This window comes from Bacillus sp. SD088, assembly GCF_017355205.1.
Classification (GTDB): Bacteria; Bacillota; Bacilli; order Bacillales; family Bacillaceae_C; genus Lederbergia.
Genome location: NZ_JADIJK010000040.1, coordinates 23,282 through 32,562 on the forward strand (window position 1 = coordinate 23,282; position 9,281 = coordinate 32,562).

At 37.6% G+C, this 9,281-nt stretch carries 7 protein-coding genes; 2 read left to right on the top strand and 5 right to left on the bottom strand.

Annotated features, from left to right (window positions below):
- The first annotated feature begins 63 nt into the window (after window positions 1-63).
- Together IPU53_RS22965 and IPU53_RS22970 are read left to right on the top strand one after the other, a co-directional pair.
- Window positions 64-2,505: a family 43 glycosylhydrolase gene (locus IPU53_RS22965; RefSeq protein WP_207453576.1), complete on the top strand. Its 2,442-nt coding sequence runs from the start codon at window positions 64-66 to the stop codon at window positions 2,503-2,505.
- A 250-nt stretch (window positions 2,506-2,755) separates the two neighbouring features.
- The gene (locus IPU53_RS22970; protein WP_207453578.1) at window positions 2,756-3,577 is read left to right on the top strand and encodes an MBL fold metallo-hydrolase; all 822 of its coding nucleotides are present in this window, start codon (window positions 2,756-2,758) and stop codon (window positions 3,575-3,577) included.
- A 174-nt stretch (window positions 3,578-3,751) separates the two neighbouring features.
- On the opposite strand, the gene IPU53_RS22975 is transcribed toward IPU53_RS22970, so the two are convergent.
- The 5 genes from IPU53_RS22975 to IPU53_RS22995 all read right to left on the bottom strand — a co-directional run bounded on the left by IPU53_RS22975 (window position 3,752) and on the right by IPU53_RS22995 (window position 9,176).
- Complete coding sequence (locus tag IPU53_RS22975) at window positions 3,752-4,387, bottom strand: YesL family protein (RefSeq protein ID WP_207453580.1); 636 nt, start codon at window positions 4,385-4,387, stop codon at window positions 3,752-3,754.
- An 18-nt stretch (window positions 4,388-4,405) separates the two neighbouring features.
- On the bottom strand, window positions 4,406-5,809 hold the full coding sequence (locus IPU53_RS22980) for a sulfatase family protein (protein ID WP_207453582.1): 1,404 nt from the start codon (window positions 5,807-5,809) through the stop codon (window positions 4,406-4,408).
- 20 nt (window positions 5,810-5,829) lie between these two features.
- Window positions 5,830-6,696: a carbohydrate ABC transporter permease gene (locus IPU53_RS22985; RefSeq protein ID WP_207453584.1), complete on the bottom strand. Its 867-nt coding sequence runs from the start codon at window positions 6,694-6,696 to the stop codon at window positions 5,830-5,832.
- 45 nt (window positions 6,697-6,741) lie between these two features.
- Entirely contained in the window at window positions 6,742-7,638 is an 897-nt protein-coding gene (locus IPU53_RS22990; RefSeq protein ID WP_207453587.1) for a carbohydrate ABC transporter permease, read from the bottom strand.
- A 239-nt stretch (window positions 7,639-7,877) separates the two neighbouring features.
- A complete protein-coding gene (locus IPU53_RS22995) occupies window positions 7,878-9,176 on the bottom strand; it encodes an ABC transporter substrate-binding protein (RefSeq protein WP_207453589.1) in 1,299 nt (432 codons plus the stop codon).
- Window positions 9,177-9,281 lie beyond the last annotated feature (105 nt).

The following is a 9,281-nucleotide window of genomic DNA, read 5'->3' on the forward strand; positions in this document are numbered from 1 at the left end:
AGTGGAGAAGGAGGAGCTATCTATGCGATAGTCGAAAATCAATTTTATAAGGGAGGAATAATTGTGAAAAAAGTAATAGGAATACTTATGGGAATCATTCTAATTGCAGGTATGGTTAATGTACCTAAAGATGTTTATGCTGTAGAAACAACTATGGATAGTCAGGGGTTGTTAGGTGAATTCTTTAAAAATGAACCAAACCCAAATGATCGAGAAGACATTACTGTATTTAACTTTGATGATTTTCGGGGAAAAAAAGCAATCGGAAATTTAAATGGCAGTTCCTTTACAAGTATTTTCAAGCAATTTTCTGGAACACCTGATTATAATACGGCACGATTTACGGGCACCATAGTACCGCGATATACAGACGATTATACCTTTCATATGATCGGGGATGATGGTTTTAGACTGTGGATTGATGAAGAAATGATTATTGACTTTTGGGAGCAAAAATGGGAAGTCCCACAGGTTAGTCCCCCCGTTTTTTTGGAAGCAGGAAAACATTATGATATCAAGATTGAATATTTGCAAGGCTGGGGTGCTGCATGGCTTCTTTTAGAATGGGAAAGTGCAAATCAGGAAAGGGAGGTAGTTCCAGAATCAGCACTTTATTTGCCAGCAGATCATGTTATAACGACTAAAAAAGATGATTTACTTGCAGAAATTCAGAAAGGCGATTATTTGACGGAAAACTTTGCAGACAAGGTAAAAGCAGGTGTATTAAACAACTTACTGGCAGCAAAAGAGACTATGAATGAATTGCTAGAAACGGTCGATGATAAAGAGCTCGATGATTGGGAGAAAGCAGAATTATTAATAGAAACGATTGAGGCAGGATCAATGGCTCGCACCAATTTTATGAAAGAAATGGGAGTCCAAAATTCTTCTGTACATGACAAATTTAACAATCCTTTATATCAGGGGCAGGATCCATTTGTAACTTATAAAGACGGATATTATTATTTTGTATCTTCTAGCAACTTAGACTCTAACAACAAAATTTATGTGTCCAAATCTCGTACACTAACAGATCAAGGAGAAAAGGTAATGGTATTTGATTCACAAGGAACACAAACTCGTATTTTTGCCCCCGAGATATTTTTCTTTGATGGCAAATGGTATATCTATTACTGTGCCGACTTAAAAGATTATGAATATAGACATATGGCAACCGTTTTAGAATCTGTTACTGATGATCCACAGGGGGAATATGTGGACAAAGGAGCCCTATATACTGGTAAAAATGGGGAATATAAACAAGCAAATGACTTTACAGTATTTGAATATAATGAGCAACTATACGCTGTTTGGGGTACTTTAGGTACCGGAGAACCAGAAGGTCCCGCAATTGCTCCAATGGATAACCCTTATACAATTACAGCAGATCGCACTATTATAGGAGGCGGCGGGGAAGGCCCTCGGGTGTTACAAAAAGATGGAAAAGTGTTTATTACAGTATCAGATGGCGCTTTTGCCACAGACGACTATCGTTTATCTTATTATATGAATACAGACAAAGACTTCCTTAACCAGGATTCTTGGAACCGTACAAGCGATGTCTTTGTTTCCACTAACGATGTGTCTGGTCCTGCCAGAGCCGGATTTATAAAATCGGCTGACGGAACGGAAGATTGGATGATTTACCACACACGTGTATATAAGGACACGCAAGATAATGGGTGGCGTCAAGTCAATTTGAAGAAATTCGGTTGGAATGAAGACGGAACTCCTGATTTTGATGAGCCAATTTCACCAGATGAATGGCAGATATTACCGTCTGGTGATTTAGGTCAAGGTGATATGTACCAAGCAGAGGATGCCATTCTTTATGGTGATATTACTAAAGAAAATAGCCATGCCAATTACCAAGGAGCTGGCTATATTAACTTACCGGAGACACCTGGTGCAGAGGCAAGTTTTGTAGTAAAAGCTAGAGAAGACGGTGATTATATAGTAGGTGTAAGCTATGCTTATGGTGTAGAAGTGGATGGGGAATCAACAAATTATCCTACGACCCAGCTCCCCTCAAGAGCGGAAATCAATGTATATGTAAATGGTACACATGAAAAAACAATTGCACCAGATAAAACAGCAATTAGCTGGGATGAATGGTTTACGACGTCTGAACGCTTAAACTTAAAAGAAGGAACAAATGTAATCAGTTATCGGATTGACAGTGATTCTATTGGTAATGTGAATTTAGATTATTTAACCATGTATAAGGCAGATGAAGTAGCTTCAAGCGCCGCTATCATGAAGGAACTCGTTGAACGATTCAAGGAAGAAGGTAAAATTACGGATGATACAGCTGCCCGTGCCTTAGATATCCATTTAACAGGGGTCGATCATTTCGAACAACAAGGAGCAGTTGATAAGATTGTCAAACATATGAAAAGCTTTGAGCAATTACTAGAATATCAAAAAGATAACAAGGTGATTTCTGAGAATGCATATAACATACTTAAGGCGAACGCAAATACATTGATTAAGAAATGGTCGTAATTTTATAAACTTGATGTGAGCATAGCCCTCTGTGATAGGATAATCCCTTGTCATAGAGGGTATTTCGCTATGTGCATTTCCCTAAAACAAGTGATCAGTTAAACAACAAAGAATTATAATGTAGGCAAGATCCCTTTGCAAATTCTTTCCTAAACTATTACAATACTAGGAAACTATGTAATAATTAGTAATTTCTAAATCCATGTCTTTTCAGCTTATGATTTTGGTAATTAAAAAGGAGTGATTGGTTATGAAGGTACATTTCTTAGGCACTGCAGCGGCGGAAGGGTTTCCAAACCCATTTTGCTTATGTGAGCCTTGTCAAAAAGCAAGAAAGCTAGGTGGGCGCAATATTCGTTCTCGTACATCCGTCATTTTTGATGATGTGTTAAAGGTGGATTTTCCGCCAGACTTTTTTTATCATGCTGTTTATCATGGGATAGACTTGTCTTTAGTTAAGGATTTGTTGTTTACTCATACGCATTATGATCATTTTCAACCAGGGGATTTGTTTAATCGGATTGAAGATTTTGCCCATGGAATTGACCACCCGTTGCAAATATATGGGAATGATCTAGCTATGCAAGGTCTTCTACAAACCTTACCAGCATCTCAAAAGGACAAACGTTTCTCCTATCATCGCGTCCTGCCCTTTAAAGAATTTGAAACACAAACGGCAAAGATCACGCCCCTTTTAGCGGACCATGATCAAATGGAAACATGCTTGCTTTATTATATAGAAAAAGACGGTAAAAAAGTCCTGTATGGGAATGACACAGGTTGGTTTCCTGAAGAAACATGGGAGTGGTTAAAAGGGAAGAAAATCGATTTGGCCATTCTGGATTGTACAGGTAGCTTTAATGGAACTAAGCGTAGCCGTAATCATATGTGTATCGAGACGATCTTAGAAGTACAGAATACTTTTGAACAGGAAGAAATGCTTGAAGAGAATGGACAAATCATCGTTACTCACTTCTCTCATAATTCAGGTTTTTTGCACGATGATTTTGTAAAGGCCTTCACACCATACGGAATTCAAGTAGCTTATGATGGATTGATGCTTCATTTATAAATGCTTAAAAAACTCTTTTTATGAATGAGCAGCTGCTGAGAATATCCTTCTATGGCAATGCTAACACAATACATACTATTATGTTAGCGTTGCCACAAGATATGATCAATCTTAGCAATCTCTCCCAGCAGATTTCCTGTTTCAAACGTCTAAAGGTATAACCCCTTCATCATGCTACGAATTTCTTGAAAATTGATGTCTTAGTCTATTGGAAACTCCCATCCTCCCAATTTTTTTAAATACAAGTTCAGCAATACTATAAATTAGATAGGCACCAATGCTAAAAGCTAACAATGTTGCTGCTGGGAAATAAAAACACAATGCGATAATGATGCATAGTACTACAAGGGATAGTAATGTATTTGGCAAATACCTAATAGATAGGATTAAGGCATTTTTTATTGCTGTAATGGCGGTTACCTTATAATGTGCAAGTACAGGAAAAATAACAACTGTGCTCAATATAAAGAATAACGTTAATCCAAAGAAGAAAGTAAATAAAAGATATTTTATATCACTGGTAAGCTGGTTCGTAAACATGAAATCGACTAAGAGTAATATGGCAAACCCCGTCCATAGACTACCAACGATAAAGCTCTGGATAAAGTTCTCTTTTAAAATACGAAAAAATGTTGCCAACACTGGTGTGTCCCCATGCCTTTTCCATTCACGAACGACACCAAACATGGCAGTTGTAGCAGGGAAAATTGTGAAAATGGGTAAACACATTATGAGCCAAATCAAATTTAATACAAAAAATGTCATAATAAACTCTAGACTCTTATAAATTTTACTATCAACAAGGCCCATCCTCTCCCCCTCCCTAATTTATAGTAAAAATGGATCTTCAACTTTTATAAGCCATTTTTTTAATTTTCCCTCCAATATTCCCGCAATTGGATGTGCTTGCGGATCCTCAATATATTTTGAAGCCAGTTGCAGTGGATCATCTTTTAGACTGTATAATAACCGAATGCTTTCTTGATTTGGCGCATAACCGTGATGTATGACATAAGTGTATTTATGTGTACGAATGGCTCTCCAACCATATGCCCGATTGTCTAACCCAGCATCCTGAAACTGTTGAATAGCTTGTACTCGCCCAGGATATGCACAAATAAAAGCCTCTTCTGGTCCTCCATTTTCAGCATGAAGAATCCACTTTGATAAATCCTTGCCTTCTACAGATGTTGGAATGTCAATTTGTAGTAATCCCAGTAAAGTTGGCATAATATCGACTGTATTAAGTAATACATTCGATTTTGCTTGCGGGATGATCTGCGGCCAACGTATAGCAAAAGGAATACCAATCGATTCTTCATACCATACATGCTTAGCCATCAACCCATGTGACCCCATCATTTCGCCATGGTCTGAAGTTAGTACAACTATCGTCTCTTCCTCTAATTTTTCTTTCCTTAATGTCTGTAAAATACGACCAAACTGTTCATCAATACCCGACACAGCCGCAAAATAGTTTAGTTGGTTTTCTCTTAATTCCGTTATCCCGCCAGCCACCTCTTCTCCCGTGTGAATCATAAAGGATGATTGCACATTTTGCCGCAATGGCAAATCTTTTCCCTCATAAAGGTTTCGATATTTTTCAGGAACTTGCTCAAAGGGACTATGAGGAGGATTCCATGAAACAAATAATGCAAAAGGATTATCTTCATTTCTATTTTTAATAAATTCAATCGCGCGATCTGTTTCATGTTCTACAGACCATTGGTTCACCTTAATTTTCTCTGGGCTATTACGCCAGTAATGCGGGGACAAATGCTCATCCCAAGCCCCATATGAATACCAATTGTGAAATTGATGGCGTTTAGGACCTGGTGGTGTAAATGCATCCCATCCTTTTGCACAGGACTTAGGTTTTTCTGTATGATTGAGTTCAGATAGATCCAAATGCCATTTCCCTATATATCCGTTCTTATAACCTGATGCCGCAAGAACATCACTTATACAAACCTCTTCAGGATTAAGCATAACATCAGCCCCCACTTTACAATTTGTATATACCCCTGTACTAATCGGATATTTGCCTGTTAATAAAGAACTTCGATGTGGTGAACATAAAGGGCAAACCGATACAGCATCAGTAAATACAGTACTTTCTTCGGCAAATGCATCTATATTTGGTGTGTAAACAGGATCCTCCTTCTCATACCCCACAGCTTGGCGCCGCCATTGATCGGCAAATATATAAATAAGATTAGGTTTCTTTTTCATTGGGATTTCCCCTCCTTCCATTATTTAATCCCTGTATTGGCGACCCCTTCCACGAAGTGATCTTGTGCTAGGAAGTAGACAATAATAGTTGGAATAATTGCGGAAACAGCAGCAGCCATTAGTAATGCGTATTCCGTGTTATATTCAGTAATAAAGTGCTGAATACCAAGCTGCAATGTATATAAATGATCGGATGTTAAGTAAATCAACGGTCCAAGAAAATCATTCCAAGCATGCATGAAGGTGAATATCACGAGTGTCGCAATCGCCGGCTTTGATAACGGCATAATAATTCTCCAATAAATTCCAAAATCATTGAGTCCATCAATCCTAGCAGCTTCTAATAATTCATCTGGAACTGATAAGAAAAATTGCCTGAATAAGAATACGCCAAATGGATTAAATGAGCCAAGTAAAATCAGTGCCCAATGCGAATTAACAAGTCCTAGTTCTTTCATCAGCATAAATTGAGGAATCATCATAACTTGGTAAGGAATCATCATCGTGGCTAGATAGATAACAAATAAGCGTTTGCTTTCCGGAAACTTAATTTTCGCAAAAGCGTATCCTGCAAGTGAGCTATTTATAACAAGTAAAATGGTTGTCACTACAGCAATCTTCAATGTATTTAAGTAATATAAATGGAATGGTACCTGTGTCCATACCTTTTTATAATTGCTCCATTGAAAGGTCTCAGGAATCCATTTAATAGGGAATCCAAAGATTTCCGCTTCTGTTTTGAGGGAGGCCGATAACATCCAAATAAATGGTAAAATCATCATTAATGAGACGATTATGATCACTACATATTTAATTATTTGGCCGATTTTTAGTTTTCTTGCTTTTTCTATAGGTGTGCAGCTTGAAGTTTTACTAGGAATCTCCATTAAAAACTCCAACTCCTTTCTTGATTTTTATCATTGTTTCGATTATTAATTGAGCCCATTTTTCTGTATCTTGGATTGGACAAAGGAAATTAAGATAATGAGTAAGAATAATACATAAGCCATTGATGAGGCATATCCATATTCGAATTGCTTAAAGGCTGTGTTGTAAATATCATACACAAGTACATGCGTGGACCTACCTGGCCCTCCTCCTGTCAAAACATATATAAGATCAAATACTTTAAAGGAATTGATCACACCAATAATGCTAGTGAAAAACAAAACTGGTGCAAGCATCGGGATCGTTACATGAAAAAGTTTAGAAATGGCACCAGCCCCATCTAATTCTGCTGCTTCATATAAATGGTTCGGTATCCCTTGTAATCCTGCCAAGAATAGAACCATATAATATCCAACCGAATGCCATATATAAACAATTGAGACAGAGACCAATGCCCAACTTGGAGAGGAAAGCCATCCTGGAGGGGGATCAATTCCGATTGTTATGAGAAAGCTATTTATTGGCCCCATCGAAGGGTTGAAGATAAGTTGCCATACGGCAGCAACAGCAATAGTTGCCGTTACATATGGTAAAAATACTGCTGTTCGAAATACCTTTACAAAACGAATTCCTTTATTTAATGCTACTGCAATAAGGATCGATAAAAATATCGTGACAGGCACAGAAATTAATGTGAAGAGAATACTATTAACAAAAGAAACTTTAAAATTCGTATCCTGTAATAAGTTTTTATAATTATCCAATCCAATAAACTCAATATTTCCAAAACCATTCCAGGAGGTAAAGCTCATCATAAAGGAAGCAATAACAGGAATAAGGATAAAGAGTAAGAAGCCAATAATATTTGGCAGGAGAAATGTATAGGCAACCAATCGATTTCGTCTCACCATCTTTGATTTTGTTTTTTTTGATCGCTTCATGTTGTTACAGCCCTTTCCTTTAAAAATATAAGAGACTGGGACGTAAGGATTTTCCCTAAAGAAAAAACCGAACTACTAGGATGCATATATTCGCTTCAGAAATATATTTCGCTTTCCGAGGACGAGTGGCAAGCCTCCTCAGGCTTCGTCTTCCGAGGTCTTGCCAAACTCTCACTTCCCACAGGAATCTACATATTTCCTCAGCTAATTATGTCCCAGCCACCTCTTATGGAGTTAAATTATTCATCCCCATATTTACTAGCCCAATCGGTTTCCACCCGTTTCGTAATATTTTCAATCGCTTCTTCTACTGATTGCTCACCAATTAAAGCTAGTTCTCCTTCTTGCTTGAATATTTGTTCAACTACTATATTCTTAACTCCTTGTAGCATCGGATACTCGGAGTATTCCTTCGCCTCTAAGAAATAGTGAAGATTCTTTGGTTTTTGTGATCCATCACCCATGTATGCTTCCTTTACCTCATCATTCATATATCCTGTTAAGTACCCATCACTTGCGAATTGAATTGCTCCTTCTTTCCCTGTTGCATAACGTAAAAATTCAAATGCTTCTTTTGGATATTTTGTGTTATTATTCATCATGATCGTCACTGGCAAGGCGGTTGTTGTATTTTTTTCTACTCCCTCTGGATGCGGAACTGGGACAACATCCCAATCAAAGTTAATATCACCCTCCTCTTCTGCTTCACGAAGTTGTGAAACATGCCAGTCACCGATAATATTCATCGCAACATTTCCCTTCTGAAAGGCTGCATTATAATGTGCACCTGATGTCACTTGTTCCGACCATTTCATAATCGACCCATCATTCTCCATATCAAGTCGCAATTGTAAAGAAGCAGTAAAGGGAGTCAAATCTTTATCAATAATGGATGCCCCTGATTGGACGGCACTCATATACCATAATTGCGGCCACGGTTGAATAAATGCACCATATACTTTCTTATCTCCACTACCATTTGTTAATTCTTTTGCCAATTCACGGAATTCATCCCATGTCATGTCATCACTCGGATAATCGACACCCTGTTCATCAAATAAAGTCTTATTATAGTAAAGCATTGTGTTCGATTTACGATAGGGTAAACTTTTTACCTCATCCTCATGCTTATATGTGTCATATAATGTGCCATAGCCTGATACATCAACATCCGCTTCTTTGATATACTCATCGAGTGAAGCAAGTAAACCTGTATCGATCATTTGATCCATTTGTCCCGTAAATAAATCGTAGCCTTCCCCTCCTGATAATTGCATTCGAATTTTTTCGTAAAACTGTTGTTGTGGAAAGGACTCAAAGGTAATCTCAATATTAGGATGATCTTTAGTAAATTCTTCATATACGTTTTCAAATGTAGCCTCATCATCCGGAAAGACAGCCATTTTCAAACTAACCTTTTCGTCGTTTTTAGAGGAATTGGCATCTGAATTTTCTCCGTTTGCCGCTCCGCTTGAACAACCTGCAACTACTCCTAAAAAAGCGATCATTATAAGGCAAATGCTCCAAATCTTTTTCATACAATAAAGCCCCCTTAATAAATGGATTATTTTCGTGTATCATCATTGTAAGGGGTTTCAACTATAAGGATAAGGATTAAATTTTATACCCCCCCTTAAGGAGTG

Coding starts and splice junctions, on each gene's coding strand:
- IPU53_RS22970 (WP_207453578.1), top strand. CDS start 2,756: ATGAAGGTACATTTCTTAGGCACTGCAGCGGCGGAAGGGTTTCCAAAC.
- IPU53_RS22975 (WP_207453580.1), bottom strand. CDS start 4,387: ATGGGCCTTGTTGATAGTAAAATTTATAAGAGTCTAGAGTTTATTATG.
- IPU53_RS22980 (WP_207453582.1), bottom strand. CDS start 5,809: ATGAAAAAGAAACCTAATCTTATTTATATATTTGCCGATCAATGGCGG.
- IPU53_RS22985 (WP_207453584.1), bottom strand. CDS start 6,696: ATGGAGATTCCTAGTAAAACTTCAAGCTGCACACCTATAGAAAAAGCA.
- IPU53_RS22990 (WP_207453587.1), bottom strand. CDS start 7,638: ATGAAGCGATCAAAAAAAACAAAATCAAAGATGGTGAGACGAAATCGA.
- IPU53_RS22995 (WP_207453589.1), bottom strand. CDS start 9,176: ATGAAAAAGATTTGGAGCATTTGCCTTATAATGATCGCTTTTTTAGGA.